Origin of the sequence: Rhizobium atlanticum, assembly GCF_030182485.1 — a bacterium.
Lineage (GTDB): Bacteria > Pseudomonadota > Alphaproteobacteria > Rhizobiales > Rhizobiaceae > Rhizobium.
The window spans coordinates 127,673-144,268 of sequence record NZ_JAQJCJ010000005.1; the positions used below are offsets into that span (position 1 = coordinate 127,673).

12 protein-coding genes are annotated in these 16,596 nt (G+C 61.5%); 5 read left to right on the plus strand and 7 right to left on the minus strand.

The features are described 5' to 3' along the window. Positions 1 to 122: 122 nt before the first annotated feature. Positions 123 to 794, minus strand: a complete 672-nt coding sequence (purN, locus tag PH551_RS09495; protein ID WP_285192802.1) for a phosphoribosylglycinamide formyltransferase — start codon at positions 792 to 794, stop codon at positions 123 to 125. Further along, positions 791 to 1,864: a phosphoribosylformylglycinamidine cyclo-ligase gene (gene purM / locus PH551_RS09500; protein ID WP_285192803.1), complete on the minus strand. Its 1,074-nt coding sequence runs from the start codon at positions 1,862 to 1,864 to the stop codon at positions 791 to 793. The genes purN and purM overlap by 4 nt, the downstream gene beginning before the upstream one ends. A gap of 247 nt (positions 1,865 to 2,111) precedes the next feature. Between purM and PH551_RS09505 the strand changes: the two genes are divergently transcribed. The 4 genes from PH551_RS09505 (at position 2,112) to ppx (ending at position 7,744) form a co-directional block, all read left to right on the plus strand. After that, positions 2,112 to 3,236 carry an AI-2E family transporter gene (locus PH551_RS09505; protein WP_085780030.1) on the plus strand — a complete coding sequence of 375 codons (1,125 nt, stop codon included), beginning with the start codon at positions 2,112 to 2,114 and terminating at the stop codon, positions 3,234 to 3,236. After that, positions 3,229 to 3,942, plus strand: coding sequence for a DnaA regulatory inactivator HdaA (gene hdaA, locus PH551_RS09510; RefSeq protein ID WP_085777688.1), 714 nt, complete (start codon positions 3,229 to 3,231; stop codon positions 3,940 to 3,942). The genes PH551_RS09505 and hdaA overlap by 8 nt, the downstream gene beginning before the upstream one ends. Before the next feature lie 65 nt (positions 3,943 to 4,007). After that, positions 4,008 to 6,212, plus strand: a complete 2,205-nt coding sequence (locus tag PH551_RS09515; RefSeq protein WP_285192804.1) for an RNA degradosome polyphosphate kinase — start codon at positions 4,008 to 4,010, stop codon at positions 6,210 to 6,212. 11 nt (positions 6,213 to 6,223) lie between these two features. Then, positions 6,224 to 7,744 carry an exopolyphosphatase gene (gene ppx / locus PH551_RS09520; RefSeq protein WP_285192805.1) on the plus strand — a complete coding sequence of 507 codons (1,521 nt, stop codon included), beginning with the start codon at positions 6,224 to 6,226 and terminating at the stop codon, positions 7,742 to 7,744. A gap of 76 nt (positions 7,745 to 7,820) precedes the next feature. Here the strand turns inward: ppx and PH551_RS09525 are convergent, their stop codons facing one another. The 4 genes from PH551_RS09525 to PH551_RS09540 all read right to left on the minus strand — a co-directional run bounded on the left by PH551_RS09525 (position 7,821) and on the right by PH551_RS09540 (position 13,092). Beyond that, positions 7,821 to 9,179 carry an esterase-like activity of phytase family protein gene (locus PH551_RS09525; protein WP_285192806.1) on the minus strand — a complete coding sequence of 453 codons (1,359 nt, stop codon included), beginning with the start codon at positions 9,177 to 9,179 and terminating at the stop codon, positions 7,821 to 7,823. Between the two features lie 106 nt (positions 9,180 to 9,285). Next, positions 9,286 to 10,347, minus strand: coding sequence for an adenylate/guanylate cyclase domain-containing protein (locus tag PH551_RS09530; RefSeq protein WP_285192807.1), 1,062 nt, complete (start codon positions 10,345 to 10,347; stop codon positions 9,286 to 9,288). Positions 10,348 to 10,423: 76 nt separating this feature from the next. Further along, a complete protein-coding gene (gene rnd / locus PH551_RS09535) occupies positions 10,424 to 11,569 on the minus strand; it encodes a ribonuclease D (protein ID WP_183699535.1) in 1,146 nt (381 codons plus the stop codon). 131 nt (positions 11,570 to 11,700) lie between these two features. Further along, positions 11,701 to 13,092, minus strand: coding sequence for a multicopper oxidase family protein (locus PH551_RS09540; protein ID WP_285192808.1), 1,392 nt, complete (start codon positions 13,090 to 13,092; stop codon positions 11,701 to 11,703). Positions 13,093 to 13,347: 255 nt separating this feature from the next. On the opposite strand from PH551_RS09540, the gene aspS reads away from it, so the two are divergent. Continuing rightward, positions 13,348 to 15,138: an aspartate--tRNA ligase gene (gene aspS / locus PH551_RS09545; protein WP_285192809.1), complete on the plus strand. Its 1,791-nt coding sequence runs from the start codon at positions 13,348 to 13,350 to the stop codon at positions 15,136 to 15,138. Between the two features lie 127 nt (positions 15,139 to 15,265). Here aspS and PH551_RS09550 read toward each other — a convergent pair whose 3' ends face one another. Next, the gene (locus tag PH551_RS09550) at positions 15,266 to 16,453 is read right to left on the minus strand and encodes a YdgA family protein (protein ID WP_285192810.1); all 1,188 of its coding nucleotides are present in this window, start codon (positions 16,451 to 16,453) and stop codon (positions 15,266 to 15,268) included. Positions 16,454 to 16,596 lie beyond the last annotated feature (143 nt).

Consider the following 16,596-nt stretch of genomic DNA (forward strand, 5'->3'; position numbering starts at 1 on the left):
TAAATGTCAGAGATCCTGGCCCCGAGCTTCAATGTCGATGCTAGGGGTTCACTAGTAGTCGTCACGGGCAAGGATAGTCGAGACTTAAAGTGCGGCAGCTAACTTCGACGTTGCGACGCGCTCTAGGCGTGGTCGCCGATCAGCGAAATTAACCGGGCCGTGGGCACGGCAGCTGAAGCCTCGGTGCCCACGGCCTTGCCGCCTTCCATCGTCACGCGGCCTTCGGCAAAGAGCCGCAGGGCCTGCGGATAGATCTGGTGTTCGACAGTCAGCACGCGTGCGGCAAGGCCTTCGGCAGTGTCGCCGGAAAGAACCGGTACGGCTGCCTGGCCGATGACCGGGCCCTCATCCATGCCTTCGGTGACGAAATGCACGGTGCAGCCGGCGATGCGCATGCCGGCGTCGATGGCGCGCTGATGGGTGTGCAGCCCAGGAAACAGCGGCAGCAGGGAAGGGTGGATGTTGAGCATCCGTCCTTCATACCGCTGGATGAAGGTCGCCGTCAGCAGCCGCATGTATCCGGCGAGACACAGGATGTCGGGCGAAAGCGTGTCGAGCGCAGAAAAGATCGCCGCCTCGTGCGCCTCCTTGCTGGCATAGTCCTTGCGAGGAAAGGCGAAGGTGGCAATGCCCTCGGCTGCTGCCTTCGCGAGCCCGCCGGCGTCCGGCTTATCGGAAATGACGCCGACGATTTCGGCCGGATAGTCGGCCGCTTTCGCCGCCGCGACCAGCGCCATCATGTTGGAGCCGCCGCCGGAGATAAGGACGACGACGCGTTTGCGCGGCGCGCTCATATGGCAAGCGTACCCTTGTAGACCGTGCCGGCAGCGCCTTCGGCGCGGGCAATCATGCGGCCGAGCATGATGACGCTCTCGCCCTCGGCTTCTAGCGCCTGCGATACCGCGGCGGCATTCTCTTCGGCGACGACGACGATCATACCGACGCCGCAATTGAAGGTGCGCAGCATTTCTTTCGCCTCGACGCCGCCAGATTTGGCGAGCCACGAGAAGACCGGCGGGACCTTGACGGCGCCAAGATCGAGCTCGGCGGCCAGATGTTTCGGCAGCACGCGCGGAATATTCTCCGGGAAACCGCCGCCGGTGATGTGGGCGAGTGCCTTCAGCGCCCCTGTCTCACGGATCGCCTTCAGAAGCGGCCTCACATAGATGCGGGTCGGCTCGAGCAGCGCTTCGCCGAGCTTCTTGCCTTCGGCGAACGGCGCCGGCGCATCCCAGTCGAGGCCGGACAGTTCGACGATCTTGCGCACCAGCGAGAAGCCGTTGGAATGGACGCCGGAGGAGGCAAGTCCGAGGATCACGTCACCCTCGGCGATATCGCCTGATGGCAGCAGCCTGCCGCGTTCGGCAGCACCGACGGCAAAACCGGCGAGATCGTAATCGCCGGAGGAATACATGCCGGGCATCTCGGCCGTCTCGCCGCCGATCAACGCGCAGCCCGCCGCGCGGCAGCCCGCCGCAATGCCGCCGACGATTGCAGCACCCTGGTCGGGGTCGAGCTTGCCGGTCGCGAAGTAATCAAGGAAGAACAGCGGCTCGGCGCCCTGGACCACGAGATCGTTGACGCACATGGCGACAAGGTCGATGCCGACGGTGTCGTGGTAATCGGCGTCGATCGCGATCTTCAGCTTGGTGCCGACGCCGTCATTGGCAGCGACGAGAACCGGGTCGGTAAAGCCCGCCGCCTTGAGATCGAAGAGCCCGCCGAAGCCGCCGATCTCGCCGTCGGCGCCCGGGCGGCGCGTCGAGCGCACCGCCGGCTTGATCTTTTCGACGAGGAGGTTGCCGGCATCGATGTCGACGCCCGCATCGCTATAGGTCAGGCCGTTTTTTCCAGACTGGCTCATGCTGGTCTCCGATGGCTATTTCCGGGCGGCGGACGCGCCGCGTCATCTGCCGGTCGCAATTGCATGACAGGGGCCTTTATGCAAGCGTCGCATGGCAAAAGCCCCCAATTTCCCACGTCTCCCCCGAGGCTTTCCGGGATTTGATGTGGCAGGGTTGACCATCTTTGCGCCTGCATCCTATGTGCTTGATGGCCGCGCCGGATCGGGCGCGGCGTTTGTGCGGCGGCGAGCGATCAGCGGGGAAGCGATGCCACAGCATGTCAGCGGCAATAGTCTGAAGCGCCAGATATTCTTCTGGCTGGCCGTGCTCGTCTTCTTCATCGCCTTCCTCTATGTCTTCAGCTCGATCCTGCTGCCCTTCGTCGCCGGCATGGCGATTGCCTATTTCCTGGACCCGGTGGCGGACAGGCTGCAGCGGCTCGGCCTGAGCCGTATGATGGCGACCATCGTCATCCTCATTGCCTTTGTTGTCGTCTTCGCTTTGGCGCTGATGATCCTCATTCCCGTGCTCATCAGCCAGTTCAATGATTTCGCCGAGCGGTTGCCGGGTTATATCAGCCAATTGCAGCAGTTCGTCACCCAGACGCAGAATTCGCTGCTGCCGGACTGGGTCAAGAGCCAGGCCGGCACGATCAAGGACAATCTCTCCGGCATCCTCTCCGAAGGCATGGGCTTCCTTACGGGGCTTTTCGCGCAGCTCTGGAATTCCGGCAAAGCGATCGTCGACGTCATATCGCTGCTCGTCGTCACCCCCGTCGTCGCCTTCTATATCCTGCTCGATTGGGACCGCATGGTTGCCAAGGTCGACCAGTGGATCCCGCGCGATTATGTCGGCGATGTCCGCCAGATTGCCAAGGAAGTCGATCAGGCGATCGCCGGCTTCATTCGCGGCCAGGGTTCGCTCTGCCTCATTCTTGGCGTCTATTATGCCGCCGGCCTCTCCCTGGTCGGGCTGAATTTCGGCCTGCTGATCGGCCTCTTCGCCGGCATGATCAGCTTCATTCCCTATGTCGGCTCGCTAGTCGGCCTCATTCTCGCTGTGGGCGTGGCACTCGTGCAGTTCTGGCCGGATTATCCTTGGATCGGGCTGGTGCTCGCCGTCTTCTTCAGCGGCCAGTTCCTCGAAGGCAACATCCTGCAGCCGAAGCTCGTCGGCTCCAGCGTCGGCCTGCATCCGGTCTGGTTGATGTTTGCGCTGTTTGCCTTCGGCGCGCTCTTCGGATTCGTCGGGCTTCTGGTCGCCGTGCCGGCCGCCGCGGCCGTCGGTGTCCTTGTCCGCTTCGCGCTTTCGCGCTACCTTCAGAGCGATCTTTATTTTGGCGGGTCATCAGGCGGCCGCGCCCGGAAGACGAAATCAGTACCCAATGAATGACGTGAAGAACGCTGATCCGAAGCGCAAGGCCGGAGAGCAGCTTCCCTTGGCCTTTTCACATGATGTTGCAACCGGCCGCGACGATCTCTTGATCTCGGAGCGTCTCGCCGCCGCCGTTTCGATCGTCGACGCATGGCCGAACTGGCCGTCACCGGTCGTTGTCCTCGCCGGTCCGGTAGGATCCGGAAAATCGCACCTGGCCGGGATCTGGAAAGAACACAGCGGAGCGGAGATCATTCACCCCAAGGCCGGCTCCAATGCCGCGGTCACGGCGGCGAACGGCCCTGTCTTGTTCGAGGATGCCGATCGTCTCGGCTTCGACGACAACACGCTCTTCCACGTCATCAACAGCGTGCGCGAAAACGGCACCAGCCTCCTGATGACAAGCCGTCTCTGGCCGATGTCGTGGCCGGTCCTGCTGCCGGATCTGCGCTCTCGCCTCAAGGCCGCCACCGTCGTCGAGATCGGTGAGCCGGATGAAGCCCTGTTGTCGCAGGTGATCGTCAAGCTCTTCGCCGACCGGCAGCTTTATATAGATGACAAACTCGTGCTCTATATCGTCAACCGGATGGAGCGGTCGCTGAACGCGGCCCAGATGATCGTCGAAAGGCTCGACCGGCTGGCCCTGTCGCGGGGCACGAAAATCACCCGGTCTCTTGCTGCCGAGGTATTGAATGAATTGGGAAATTCGGAACTGGCCGATTGACTGTCACAGATCCGTCGTGAAACTGATATAATTGCCGTCGCGATTGAAAACGGGGTAAGCGGACCATGGACAGCGCAGTCGCAGAACATCAGGAACTCACTCCGGAAACCAACGACAATGTCCCCCCGCTGGAAGAACTGCTGGCGAGCCCCGAGCGCTTCATCAATCGCGAATTCTCCTGGCTGCAGTTCAACCGGCGCGTCCTGGAAGAGACGCTGAATACCGAGCATCCGCTGCTCGAGCGCGTCCGCTTCCTGTCGATTTCGGCAGCCAACCTCGACGAGTTCTTCATGGTGCGTGTCGCCGGCCTCGAGGGCCAGGTACGCCAGAACATCGCCATCCGCAGCCCCGACGGCAAGACACCGGCCGAACAGCTGGATTCGATCCTGCAGGAGATCGACCATCTGCAAATGGAGCAGCAGGCTTCGCTCGCCGTGCTGCAGCAGTATCTCGCCAAGGAAGACATTCTGATCGTGCGCCCGGGCGCTTTGAGTGATGCAGACCGCCAGTGGCTGGCGGCCGAATTCGAACAGGCGATCTTCCCGGTGCTGACGCCGCTGTCCATCGATCCGGCTCATCCGTTCCCCTTCATTCCCAATCTCGGTTTTTCGATCGGGCTGCAGCTCGTCAGCAAGAATGGCCGCGAGCCGATGACGGCACTGCTGCGCCTGCCGGTGGCGCTCGACCGCTTCGTCCGGCTGCCCGATGATGGGAACACGATCCGCTACATCACGCTGGAAGATGTCGCCAACGTCTTCATCCACAGGCTCTACCCCGGTTACGAGGTGCAGGGTTCCGGTACGTTCCGCGTCATCCGCGACAGTGATATCGAAGTCGAGGAAGAGGCCGAGGATCTCGTGCGCTTTTTCGAAACCGCACTGAAGCGACGCCGTCGCGGCAAGGTCATCCGCATCGAGACCGATTCGGAAATGCCGGCCTCGCTGCGCCAGTTCGTCGTGCAGGCGCTCAGCATCCCTGACAATCGCGTCGCCGTTCTGCCGGGGCTCCTGGCGCTGAACACTCTGTCGGAGATCACCAAGGCGCCGCGCGACGATCTCAGGTTTCAGCCCTACAATGCGCGATTTCCCGAGCGCGTCCGCGAACATGCCGGCGACTGCTTCGCCGCCATCCGCGAGAAGGACATGGTCGTCCATCACCCCTATGAATCCTTCGACGTGGTGGTCCAGTTCCTTCTCCAGGCTGCGCGCGATCCTGACGTTCTGGCGATAAAGCAGACGCTTTACCGCACCTCGAACGACAGCCCGATCGTCCGCGCTCTGGTTGATGCCGCTGAAGCCGGCAAGTCGGTGACAGCGCTGGTGGAGCTCAAGGCCCGCTTCGACGAAGAGGCGAATATCCGCTGGGCACGCGATCTCGAACGCGCCGGCGTGCAGGTCGTTTTCGGTTTCATCGAGCTCAAGACCCACGCCAAGATGTCTATGATCGTCCGCCGCGAGGAAGGCAAGCTCAGAACCTACTGTCACTTGGGAACCGGTAACTACCACCCGATCACCGCCAAGATCTATACGGATCTCTCCTATTTCACCTGCAATTCCGTCATCGCCCACGACATGGCGAACATCTTCAACTTCATCACCGGCTACGGTGAACCTGAAGAAGGAATGCAGATCGCCGTCTCTCCCAATGCCTTGCGCCCGCGCATCCTGCGTCACATCGATGAAGAGATTCAACACGCCAGGAAAGGCGGGCCGGCGGCGATCTGGATGAAGATGAACGCGCTCGTCGACCCCGACATCATCGATGCGCTCTATCGCGCCAGCCACGCGGGCGTCGAGATCGATCTCGTCGTGCGCGGCATCTGCTGCCTGCGTCCCCAAGTGCCCGGTCTCTCGGAGAAGATCCGCGTCAAGTCGATCGTCGGCCGCTTCCTCGAGCATAGCCGCATCTTCTGCTTCGGCAACGGCTATGGCCTGCCGTCCGACAAGGCGCTGGTCTACATCGGTTCTGCAGACATGATGCCGAGAAATCTCGACCGCCGCGTCGAGACCATGGTTCCGCTGACGAATCCGACTGTTCATGAGCAGGTCTTGTCACAGATTATGCTCGGCAACGTGATTGACAATCAACAAAGCTACGAGATATTGCCCGACGGTACGTCGCGGCGCATGGAAGTGCGCAGGGGCGAGGAGCCGTTCAATGCGCAGCAGTATTTCATGACCAATCCGAGCCTGTCAGGCCGTGGTGAAGCTCTGAAATCAAGCGCGCCGAAACTGATCGCCGGCCTGCTCGAAGGCCGCAACAACAAGTAAAACTGGACCATATGGTTGAATCTGAAGCCCAGGGGCGCCTTCCAGGGATCGCCCCGGTCTCCGTCGTCGACATCGGATCGAATTCCATTCGTCTTGTCGTCTACGAAGGCCTGTCCCGTTCGCCTACGATCCTCTTCAACGAAAAGGTCCTCTGCGGCCTCGGCAAAGGTATAGCCGTCACCGGCAAGATGGATGAAGAGGGCGTCGCTCGGGCTCTGGCGGCGCTCCACCGTTTCAAGGCCCTATCCGATCAGGCGCGGGCCGCCACCATGTATGTGCTGGCGACGGCCGCCGCCCGTGAGGCGAGCAACGGCCCCGATTTCATCCATCAGGCCGAGACGATCCTGCAGCGCCACGTCAGGGTGCTCTCGGGCGAGGAGGAGGCTCGTTTCGCCTCGCTCGGCATCATCAGCGGTTTCTTCAATCCTGACGGCATTGCCGGCGACCTCGGCGGCGGCTCTCTTGAATTGATCGACATCAAGGGCAAGGAGGTCGGCAAGGGCATTACGCTGCCGCTCGGCGGTTTGCGCCTGTCGGAATATGCCGGCGGTTCTCTTTCCAAAGCGCGTGACTTCGCCCGCAAGCAGCTGAAGACGGCAAAGCTTTTGACGAACGGCGAGGGGCGCACCTTCTACGCCGTCGGCGGCACCTGGCGAAACATCGCCAAGCTGCACATGGAGATCACCAGTTATCCGCTGCATATGATGCAGGGCTATGAGGTATCGCTTGAAGCGATGATGCTGTTCCTCGAACAGGTGATGACCGCGCGCGATTCGCGCGAGCCGGCGCTGCAGGCCGTTTCCAAGCACCGCCGCTCGCTGCTGCCCTTCGGCGCCGTCGCCATGAAGGAGGTGCTGAGCGTGATGAAGCCGTCGGTGATTTCCTTCTCGGCGCAGGGCGTGCGCGAGGGATATCTTTATTCGCTGCTGTCTGAGGCCGAGCGCCGCGCCGATCCGCTGTTGGCCGCTGCAGGCGAACTGGCGATCCTGCGTGCCCGTTCGCCGGAGCACGCCCGCGAACTGGCGGAATGGACCGGCCGTATGATGCCTTTCTTCGACGTTCAGGAAACGGAAGAGGAAAGCCGCTATCGCCAGGCCGCCTGTCTGCTCGCCGATATCAGCTGGCGCGCCCATCCTGATTACCGTGGCCTGCAGGCGCTGAACGTCATTGCCCACTCGTCCTTCGTCGGCATCAGCCATCCCGGTCGCGCCTTCATCGCGCTCACCAATTATTACCGTTTCGAGGGGCTGCATGACGACGGCGCCACCGGCCCGCTGGCGCAGATCGCCACCCCGCAGTTCATCGAGCGCGCCAAGCTGCTCGGCGGCATGCTGCGCGTCGTCTACCTCTTCTCGGCCTCCATGCCCGGCGTCGTCAAGAACCTGACCTTCCGCAAATCGTCGAACCCGGACTTCGACCTCGAATTCGTGGTGCCGCCGGAATACCGCGATTTCGCCGGCGAACGCCTGGACGGTCGCCTGCAGCAGCTGTCGAGGCTGACGAACAAGAGGCTGGCGTTCCGGTTCGAGTAGGTTGATTTGCGGCACGCCCTCGACAACAAAGGCGGCACTGACGCGCCGCCCTCTCAATCTCACATTAGAGCCCAAATTACTTCGCGTTCAAAAACTCACCAACCTCAAGCAGGCTGAACTCATTATTGTCGGCCTTGTCGACGGCGCGGCCGGCCGAGAAGGGCAGGTTGTTGTCGTTACCGATGATGATGTGCGTGGCGTCGACGCGGTCGACGTTTTCGATCGTGACGAACGGCATGTCGTAGACGCCGTCCTTGTTGCCGGCCTTCTTCTTGTTGTCGGGGTCCTGGATGTTCAGGAGGTCGATATAGCCGATCTTGCGGACGGCCTTGCCGACATTGGCGTCGTTGAACTCGATCTTGTAGACGCGCTTCAGCACCGCCGGAGCTTCGAAGCAATCCGGCTTCGGCTGCTTCGGGTCGGCGCAGGCCTTATCGCTGGTGCCGGCGCCGCTGTCGCGCTCGATGACGAGAGCGGTGGAGTCGTCGAGCATGTTGAAATCACCGATCGATACACCCTTGTCTTCGAACGGATAAAGCCAGCTGCGGCCGGTCCACTTTTTGGAGGCAGCGTCGAATTCGATGACGCGGATGGCCGTATGGCCGTCAGCCGTTTCCATTGTGCCGTCATCCTTGTAGATGGCGCCTTCGAGCAGGCCGTAGAGCTTGGATCCGTCCTTCGACATGGCAAGGCCTTCGAAGCCGCCGGAGCGCTTCAGGTTGAAGACCGGCATCTTGGCGGCCGGATTGCCCGGCAGCTGGATCAGCGGGTTGTCGGGCGAAAGCACCCCCTTGCCGTCGAGCTTCGTCGGGATCACGTCCGTCAGGCGACCTTCGGTATCGACCTTGAGGATATAGGGACCGAACTCGTCGCCCAGCCAGAAGCCGTCGGCAACCGGCTGGATCGATTCGATGTCGAAGTCGGCACCGGTGAGGTAACGCTTTTCTGTGCCTTCGAGCACGATCGGGAACGGCGCGATCTTGTTTGGATCGGAGAGGAAGAGGTTCTTGACGACCTCAGCATTGTTGGCAGTCCAGTCGAACTTCATCTGATGCAGGAACAGCATGGAGTCGGAAGAGTTGGCTTTGGAACCGAAGCCGTTGTCCGAGAGCGTCCAGAAGGTCCCGTCGGCCATCGTCTTGATGCCCGAGAAACCCTGGATCGGTTGGCCGTCGAACGGAAGCTTGAGGTCGGTCACGCGCGCGCCGTCCTTGACGGGAACGCTGCCGAGTGCTTCGGTGCGCTTGCGGTCCGGCGTCGTGAACTTGCCGGAATGCTTGAGGAATTCGGGGGCGTCGGCCGGAGCAGGAACCATGGTATTGGCTGGCAGGATCGCCTGGCCGGCGAGATTGGCCGGGAACTGCTGCTGGTCGGCCGAAACGGGGCCGGCAATCAGGATGAAAAGCGATACGGAAGCAAAAAGGACGTTCTTCATAATATCCCCATGGAACGGATGCGAATGGCTTCCGCTTAACAGGGCTTCCGTGTCAGCGAATTGACGGTTGGGTGAAGCTTTGGTGACGGGTGATAAATGGACTTGCTCAGCCGTGCAGAACGACTGCGGGCGTGTTCAGGACGGTCACCGCACGCGAGGACAGCGCCATGACGCCGAGTGCCTGGCCGCGTCCCTTGACGGCATGGATCCCGAGATCTTCGCAGGAAATGTAGTCGGGAAAAGTCATGCGCCGGGCCAGCTCCGCGGAGATCAGCACCTGCCGGTTCAGGCTGCGGCAGAGCGTCTCCAGCCGGGCGGTCGTATTCACCGTATCGCCGAAATAGCTGATTTTGTGGTGGTCGACGCCGACTTCCGCCGTGATGATCTCGCCGCCATGGAGGGCTACGCGAAGCTTCGGCACCTGGCCGTAATTTTTCCGCCAGCCGGCGGCATTGGCTTCGATATCGGCGAGAATATCGAAGATGCAGCGAACGCAGCGCGCATCCTTGACGCCGCGGGCAAGCGGCCAGGTAATGATCGCCGCATCACCGACATAGTCGTTGATCATGCCCTTGTGGCGCCGGACCGGCTCCGCGAAGGTCGCAAACAGCGAGCTCAGCAGCTGCTGTGCCCTGAGGTCGCCGTGCTTTTCCGCAAAAGCTGTCGAATCGACGAGATCGATGAAGAGGAAGACACGCTCTTCCTTGACCGGATTGCGATAGCGGCTGATGAGCATGCTGACGAATACTTCGCGGCCGAGCAATTCCCGCACGCGCAGGATGAAGATCAGTGCCGAGCAGACGGCAAGCGCATAGAGGAAGACCTCGAACGGCATGACGACGAGATCGAGGAGCGACGACGGCTTCAGCATGCCGAGCGACCAGAGCAGGAGGCCGGCGCAGGCGAAGCCGATGCTCATCAGGATCTCGTAGATCACCAGCTCCGTGATGATGAACACGAAGGTCGGCAGCCTCTGGATCCGTCGGTAGAGGGTGCGAAACAGCACCTTGCGCTCGAAGGCGAGAATCGGCATGCCGATAAAGAGCGCGAAGATCGCCCCGATGACCGGCGTCTGATTGGAGTAGAACATCAGATCGTAGATGACGCCGCTCGCAGCCAGCACGATCGCGATCAAGATCCAGTTCTGCGTTGGAGATATTTCCCGCATGCCGCCTCTTCGCCTGAGGTTTCCTTCAGCCATTGTTTCAGCTGGGAAAAAAGCGTCAAGCGAATTCAGCTTGGTTTCAGAGGCTGACGGTTTCAACCTTCCTTCCGGCGAAACGCAATCCGATCTGCCCCTGGATCAGCTGCAGTGCGGGCTCGCCGAAAAGATCGCGCCGCCAGCCATGCAGGGCAGCGACATCGGCGTTCTCGCCATCGGCGGCAATCTTGTCGAGATCCTCGCTGTTGGCGATCACCTTTGGCGCCACGCCATGTTTTTCCGAGATCAGCTTCAGCAGCACCTTCAAGAGTTCGACGGCGGCAGCTGCGCCCTCCGGCGCCTGCGCCTGACGAGGCACATGCGGCATCTCGGCTTTCGGTAGGGCAAGTGCAGCGTTGACCGCTTCGACGACCGCCGTCCCGGCGGCCGAGCGCTCCCAGCCCTTCGGAATCGTGCGCAAGCGGCCGAGCGCTTCGGCATCCTTAGGCTGCTGCTGGGCGACCTCATAGATCGCATCGTCCTTCAAGACGCGCGAACGCGGTACATTGCGGGCCCGCGCCTCGCGCTCACGCCAGGCGGCGACGTATTTCAGGACCGCCAACTCCTGCGGCTTGCGCAGGCGCATCTTCAGACGCTGCCAGGCGTCGTCGGGATGCATGTCGTAAGTTTCGCGCGCTTCGAGAATGTCCATTTCCTCGCGCAGCCACGACGTGCGGCCTTCGCGGTCGAGTTCTGCGCTCAGCGACAGGTAGACGTCGCGCAAATGGGTGACGTCGGCCAGCGCATATTCCAGCTGCTTTTCGGAGAGCGGCCGGCGGCTCCAGTCGGTGAAACGCGACGACTTGTCGATATGGACGTTCTTGATGCGGCTGACCAGCTGGTCGTAGGAGACGCTGTCGCCGAAACCGCAGACCATGGCCGCGACCTGCGTGTCGAAGATCGGATGCGGAATGAGATTGCCGCGGTTGAAGATGATTTCGATGTCCTGGCGCGCCGCGTGAAAGACCTTCAACACTTTCGTGTCCGCCATCAGGTCAAAGAAGGGAGCGAGATCGATGCCCTTCGCCAGCGGATCGACGAGAACTTCCACTGTCGGGCTTGCCATCTGGATCAGGCAGAGCTCCGGCCAAAAGGTCGTCTCACGCAGGAATTCGGTATCGATGGTGATGAAGTCGGACTTGGCCAGCTCTTTGCAGGCGGCCGCCAATTCGGCGGTGGTTTCGATCATATCATTTCATTCGCAAGGAAAAGGTCGGTTGAACCTTCCTTCTCCTTTCGCTTCGATATGTCAATACAACAGCATAAGCTTCGAGCATTGCTGAAGAAGAATCACGTCCAAACTGAGGCAAGGCGAATGCTTCAGCTCACTCTGATATAGCTGGTCATTCCTGTCTTCTGATGTTCGATGATATGGCAATGCAGCACCCAGTCGCCGGGATTGTCGGCGACGAGGGCCAATTGCACCTTCTCATCCGGCTGGACGAGGTAGGTGTCGGACACCAGTGGCATCACCTCCCGCGTCGAGGAGGAGATCACCGTGAAACTCATTCCGTGCAGGTGGATCGGATGCGAGTGCGGCGTCGTGTTCTCAAGGTTGAAGACATAGCTCCTGCCGAGCTTCAGTTCCGCCAGCGGCGCCGTCGGATCGGGCGTGTCCCCGGGCCAGGGCACCTTGTTGATCGCCCAGAAGCTGTAGCCGAGCGTGCCGCAGATGCTCTCCACGGCGGCATTTTCCGCAGTGGCGCTCAACACCAGCGGGATCTGTTCGGCAGCGGAAAGATCGGCCTTCGGGACAGGATTTCGGCCAAGAGGCCCGAGATCGCCGATATCGCGCTTCAGCGATGCCCCAACGGCACGCAGGCTGGCGATCGTCTTCGGTGCCGTGCCGCGAATGTCTTCCAGTGTCGCGACGGCACCTTCGCCATCCGGCATGCGTACGGCGAGATCGAGCCGCTGGCCAGGCCCGATCTGCAGGAGGTCGAGGGGGAAGCGTTTCGGCACCGGATTGCCGTCGATTGCGATGACGGTCGCATCTGCGCCCGCCATCTTCAGCGAGAAAATGCGCGTCACGTCGGTGATGGCAACGCGCAGCCGCACCAACCCGCCGGCCGGCGCATCATATTGCGGCTCCTGGCGCCAGTTGGCCGTGCGCACCGTGCCGTAGGTGCCGCTCTTGGCAGCGTCGCGCGGCCGGAAGGGCGCGATGAACTGCCCGTCGCCTCCGAGACGCCAGTCGCGCAGATTGAGCAGCACTTCTGCATCGAATTCCGGATCGGCCGGATCCTCGACGACGAGCATGCCGGTCATGCCGTGTCCCATCTGCGTCAGCGTGTTGCAATGCGGATGATACCAGAAGGTACCGGCATCCGGCGGCGTGAAGGCATAATCGAAGCTGTCGCCGGTATAGATATAGGGCTGCGTCACGAACGGCACGCCATCCATGCGGTTGTCGATGCGAAGCCCGTGCCAATGGATCGTCGTCGGCTCGTCGAGCCCGTTTTTCAGCCTTGCCGCATAGGGCCGCCCCTTGGTCATCCGCAGAACCGGCGGCATGCCGTCATGGCCCCAGCTCATGATGTCCATGGTCGGACCCGTCTGGGTCAGCATGGCCTCGGTTTTCACAGCCATCAGCAGCTGCGGTTCCGGCGCCGCCCCGGCAAGCCCGAATTTGCCCGCAACGGCGATGCCGGCGCCATAGGCGCCCGCGACGGCGGATGCCTTCAGAAGGTTGCGGCGGGTCAGCAGAGGCATGCGGCGGCTCCAGGATGGGAATGCCGATCCTTTTAAAGTTGAGCTGCATCTTCATCAATACGGGAAACGCGGCCAAACTGCCGCAGCCTGTGGGTCGCAGCCTCGCCATAAACGCATGCCAAACCCAGGGGCGGGGCGCGCCAAGCCTTGACAAATCGGAGCGTCCATGCGCTTTTCCGCCCGATTTTCTTGTCGGCGCGGGAGGGTCTTCGAATCCCTGCTGCCGTCTTCAGCCACATGCCAGGATTTGAGATTATGCATCGCTACCGCAGCCACACATGTGCCGCCCTCCGCAAGACGGATGTCGGCTCGACCGTCCGCATCGCCGGCTGGGTCCATCGCGTTCGCGACCATGGCGGCGTTCTCTTCATCGACCTTCGCGACCATTACGGCATCACTCAAGTGGTCGCCGACCCGGATAGCCCGGCCTTCAAGACAGCGGAAACCGTGCGTGGCGAATGGGTCATCCGCATCGACGGCCTCGTCAAGGCTCGCACCGAGGACACCGTCAACAAGAACATGGCGACCGGCGAGATCGAGCTCTACGCCCAGGAGATCGAAGTGCTCTCCGCCGCCAAGGAGTTGCCGCTACCAGTCTTCGGCGAACCTGATTATCCGGAAGACGTTCGCCTCAAGTATCGCTTCCTCGATCTTCGCCGCGAAACCCTGCACAAGAACATCGTCAAGCGCACCCAGGTGATTTCGGCCATGCGCCGTGAAATGGGCAGCGCTGGCTTCACCGAGTATACCACGCCGATCCTGACGGCCTCCTCGCCGGAAGGTGCGCGCGACTTCCTCGTGCCGAGCCGTATTCATCCCGGCACCTTCTACGCTCTGCCGCAGGCGCCGCAGCAGTACAAGCAGCTTCTGATGGTCGCAGGCTTCGACCGCTACTTCCAAATCGCGCCGTGCTTCCGCGACGAAGATCCGCGCGCCGATCGCCTGCCGGGCGAATTCTACCAGCTCGACCTCGAAATGAGCTTCGTCACCCAGGAAGACGTCTGGAACACGATGGGTCCGCTGATGACCAAGGTGTTCGAGGAGTTTGCCGAAGGCAAGCCGGTCACCAAGGAATGGCCGCGCATCCCCTATGACGAGGCGATCCGCAAATACGGTTCCGACAAGCCTGATCTGCGCAACCCGATCGTCATGGAAGCGGTGACCGAGCATTTCGCCGGCTCCGGCTTCAAGGTCTTCGCCGGCATGATCGCCTCCAACCCGAAGGTCCAGATCTGGGCGATCCCTGCCAAAACAGGCGGCTCGCGTGCTTTCTGCGACCGCATGAACGCCTGGGCGCAGAGCCAGGGCCAGCCGGGCCTCGGCTACATCTTCTGGCGCAAGGAAGGCGATAAGCTCGAAGGCGCCGGACCGCTTGCCAAGAACATCGGCGAGGAGCGCACCGATGCGATCCGCACTCAGCTCGGCCTCGATGACGGCGACGCCTGTTTCTTCGTCGCCGGAGAGCCGGAAAAATTCTATAAGTTTGCGGGCGAGGCCCGCACCAAGGCCGGCGAAGAACTCAACCTCGTCGACCGCGACCGGTTCGAGCTCTGCTGGATCGTCGACTTCCCCTTCTTCGAATGGAGCGAGGAAGAAAAGAAGGTCGATTTCGCTCACAACCCGTTCTCGATGCCGCAGGGTGGCCTCGACGCGCTGCAGAACCAGGATCCTTTGACGATCAAGGCCTTCCAATATGACGCCGTCTGCAACGGCTTCGAGATCGCCTCGGGTTCGATCCGCAACCAGTCGCCGGAAACCATGGTTGCCGCCTTCGAGAAGGTCGGCCTCAGCCAGCAGGACGTCGAGGACCGTTTCGGCGGCCTCTACCGCGCCTTCCAGTATGGCGCACCTCCGCATGGCGGCGCCGCCTTCGGCATCGACCGCATCATCATGCTGCTCGTCGGCGCGAAGAACCTGCGCGAAATCTCGCTCTTCCCGATGAACCAGCAGGCTCAGGACCTGCTGATGGGCGCTCCGAGCCCGGCGACGCCGACGCAGCTGCGCGAGCTTTCGATCCGGCCGATTCCGCCGGTCAAAAAGGACTGAGTTCGTTTCCCAATGAGAAAGCCCGGCGGCTGCAATCGCCGGGCTTTTCGTTTGCCCTCATCGTCCCCGTTGCAAACAAAAAGGCCCGGCAGCGGAACTGCCGGGCCCTTTCTTGAGATTTGCGCGATCAGTCGTTGGCCGAAACCTTGACGCCGAGCACCTGGGGCAGCGTGTTCGGAGCGCCCATGGCAGCACCGACGATCGTCGGGAACGGCACCGGCTTTTCGGGAGCGGCCTTGACGGTCAGGCTCTTCGGGTCGTCGAGGAAGGTGTTGACGGCGGCCGTAACGGCGTTCTGCAGTTCCGGGATATTGAGCTGCGCCAGCATGATCGGCGTCATCGCCTTCAGCGAGTCCGCCATCTGCTTGCCGGACATGTTCTGCTGCGAACCGGCATAATCGAGCGCCCGCTTGGTGATCGAGGCATCTTCGAAGCGCACCTTTGCGCCCTCGAAGGACAATTGCTGCATCAGGCCGAGCATGGCGAGGCCGAGCGCCTGCTGCGACTGTTCCTTGTTCGGATTGGCTTCGGATTGCTTCATCGCATCCTGCATCGACTTCATGAAGGCCATCGTATAGCCCGAGATCTTGAAGCCAAGGTTCAGTTTGCCGATGTTGGTGAAGTCGAAGGCGAATTCCGAAATGTCGATCGTGCCGGGCGCGAGTTCCCAGGCGCCCTTCATGGTGATGTCGCCCTGGACGTGCTGCAGGGCGAGCTTCTCGATCGCGTCCTTGCTCTGCGCATCCTCGGCCTTGCTGAGATCGGCCTTCATGCTCTTAAAAGCGCCGTCGAAATCGAAGCCGGATTCGTCTTCGCGCAATGTCAGGTTCATGTTGCTTTCGAGCACGGAGAAGACTTCCGCGCCGTCCTTGACCACCTTCAGCGGGCCGGTATGGGCTGTTTCGTAGAGCATCATCGTATCGAGCGAGTCGCCGCCGGGCGTTGACGGGATCGAAATGCCGCCAAGCGTCAGCTGCTGCGCCGTCACAGTGACGCCATCTTCGGTCTTGTTGATGTCGGGGAAGGTCGCTTCTTCGATGTAGTAACCGCCGTCCTCGTCTTCCTCGACACCGGAAAGAGTGACTTCGCCGATAGGCAGGCTTTCGCCGCCGGTCGGTTTGAGGCTGACGTTCTTCAAGGTCACCGTCGTGCCGTCGATATCGATGCCTTCAGCCGAAATCGTTCCGCCCTGCGCGGCATAGGCGGCATTGAGCTTCTTCAGCAGATCGGCGCCGTCGAGAGCGAAAGCCGAGCCTGCGAGCGAGAAAAAGGCTGCGCCCGACAGCATCAGCCGCGTTGTCCGGTAAAAGTTCATAGGGTGATTCCTCTGGTGGCGTGTGACGGTTGGAAATCTGCAGTTACGCTACTACGGATTGGGCCTGCTTTATATTGCGGCCCACTAATTTTTTGTTGAAGGGAAGGGCAAACGAAATCCAAATTGCCGCGATGAGCTTGTCT

Excerpts from the sequence above, each read along its gene's own strand:
- rnd (WP_183699535.1), bottom strand. The coding sequence starts at position 11,569 with ATGATCGAAACCACCGCCGAATTGGCGGCCGCCTGCAAAGAGCTGGCC.
- ppx (WP_285192805.1), top strand. The coding sequence starts at position 6,224 with ATGGTTGAATCTGAAGCCCAGGGGCGCCTTCCAGGGATCGCCCCGGTC.
- purM (WP_285192803.1), bottom strand. The coding sequence starts at position 1,864 with ATGAGCCAGTCTGGAAAAAACGGCCTGACCTATAGCGATGCGGGCGTC.
- purN (WP_285192802.1), bottom strand. The coding sequence starts at position 794 with ATGAGCGCGCCGCGCAAACGCGTCGTCGTCCTTATCTCCGGCGGCGGC.
- PH551_RS09515 (WP_285192804.1), top strand. The coding sequence starts at position 4,008 with ATGGACAGCGCAGTCGCAGAACATCAGGAACTCACTCCGGAAACCAAC.
- aspS (WP_285192809.1), top strand. The coding sequence starts at position 13,348 with ATGCATCGCTACCGCAGCCACACATGTGCCGCCCTCCGCAAGACGGAT.
- PH551_RS09505 (WP_085780030.1), top strand. The coding sequence starts at position 2,112 with ATGCCACAGCATGTCAGCGGCAATAGTCTGAAGCGCCAGATATTCTTC.
- PH551_RS09550 (WP_285192810.1), bottom strand. The coding sequence starts at position 16,453 with ATGAACTTTTACCGGACAACGCGGCTGATGCTGTCGGGCGCAGCCTTT.
- PH551_RS09530 (WP_285192807.1), bottom strand. The coding sequence starts at position 10,347 with ATGCGGGAAATATCTCCAACGCAGAACTGGATCTTGATCGCGATCGTG.
- hdaA (WP_085777688.1), top strand. The coding sequence starts at position 3,229 with ATGAATGACGTGAAGAACGCTGATCCGAAGCGCAAGGCCGGAGAGCAG.
- PH551_RS09525 (WP_285192806.1), bottom strand. The coding sequence starts at position 9,179 with ATGAAGAACGTCCTTTTTGCTTCCGTATCGCTTTTCATCCTGATTGCC.
- PH551_RS09540 (WP_285192808.1), bottom strand. The coding sequence starts at position 13,092 with ATGCCTCTGCTGACCCGCCGCAACCTTCTGAAGGCATCCGCCGTCGCG.